1 protein-coding gene is annotated in these 1,657 nt (G+C 57.0%); it reads left to right on the top strand.

Translation table 11 applies throughout. The features are described 5' to 3' along the window. Positions 1 to 1,657: immunoglobulin-like domain-containing protein (locus M5B97_RS27535; protein ID WP_349292538.1), on the top strand; the 1,657-nt coding region annotated here is incomplete at both ends.

Raw genomic sequence — 1,657 nt, forward strand, 5'->3', positions numbered from 1 at the left:
CATCGACAAGGTGGATGTGGTTCTGACTGCCACTAACACCGTTGGTGAAGGTGGCAACATCGTTTACACCGCGTCGCTGGTTGATAAATCGGGTAATGCGGTGACTAACATCACCAACCCGCTGACCGTGACGTTGGATAATGGTCAGACCATCACCATTGGTGTGAACCAGTCGAGCGGCAGCGTTACTACCGTGGCGCCAAACGACGTTTACACAGGCGACCAAACCGTCACTGCCGCTATCAAAGGCGTGACTGGTGGCGAGCACTTCGAGAACTTGGTGCCGGGCACTACGCCAGTGAGCACCACCGTTACCGATACCCCAGGTACCGCTGACACCACTACCGTGACTCTGACGGCTCCGTCGGCGGTCAACGAAGGTGGTCAGATCACCTATACCGCGACTTTGAGCAACAAGGCCGGTACTGACGTCACTCTGAAGCTGGACAATGGCTCATCCATCACCATCAAGGCTGGCGACACCGTCGGCAGCGTGACCGTTCCGGCGCCAAGCGATGACGTGTTCATCGACAAGAGCACCCAGACCGTCAAGATCACTGACGCTACTGGCGGCAACTTCGAGAATTTGGAAGTTGCAGGTAACGGCGCAACCACCACGATCAACGACACCATCGACAAAGTGGATGTGGTCCTGACCGCCACCAACACCGTTGGCGAAGGCGGCAACATCGTTTACACCGCGTCTCTGGTTGATAAGTCGGGCAATGCGGTGACTAACATCACCAACCCGCTGACTGTCACTCTGGATAACGGCCAGACCATCACCATTGGTGTGAACCAGTCGAGCGGCAGCGTCACTACCGTGGCGCCAAACGACGTTTACACAGGCGACCAAACCGTCACTGCCGCTATCAAAGGCATCACCGGCGGCGAGCATTTCGAGAACCTGGTACCGGGTACCACGCCGGTGAACACCACCGTCACCGACACACCGGGCACTGCCGATACCACCACCGTTACGCTGACGGCTCCGTCGGAAGTAAACGAAGGTGGTCAGATCACCTATACCGCGACTTTGAGCAACAAGGCCGGCACCGACGTCACTCTTAAACTCGACAACGGTTCGTCCATCACCATCAAAGCTGGCGACACAGTCGGCACCGTGACCGTCCCGGCGCCAAGCGATGACGTGTTCATCGATAAGAGCACCCAGACCGTCAAGATCACTGACGCTACTGGCGGCAACTTCGAAAAACTGGAAGTTGCAGGTAATGGCGCAACCACCACGATCAACGACACCATCGACAAAGTGGATGTAGTTCTGACCGCTACTAACACCGTGGGCGAAGGCGGCAACATCGTCTACACCGCGTCGCTGGTTGATAAGTCGGGTAATGCGGTGACTAACATCACCAACCCGCTGACCGTCACCCTGGATAACGGCCAGACCATCACCATTGGTGTGAACCAGTCGAGCGGCAGCGTTACTACCGTCGCGCCGAATGACGTCTACACAGGCGAACAAACCGTCACTGCCGCTATCAAAAGCGTGACTGGTGCCGAGCATTTCGAAAACCTTGTACCTGGCACTACGCCGGTGAGCACCACCGTTACCGACACACCGGGTACCACTGATACCACTACCGTGACCCTGACCGCGCCAAGTGCAGTCAACGAAGGCGGCCAGATTACGTAC

It is taken from the genome of Pseudomonas sp. MWU13-2517 (assembly GCF_023242545.1).
Classification (GTDB): domain Bacteria; phylum Pseudomonadota; class Gammaproteobacteria; order Pseudomonadales; family Pseudomonadaceae; genus Aquipseudomonas.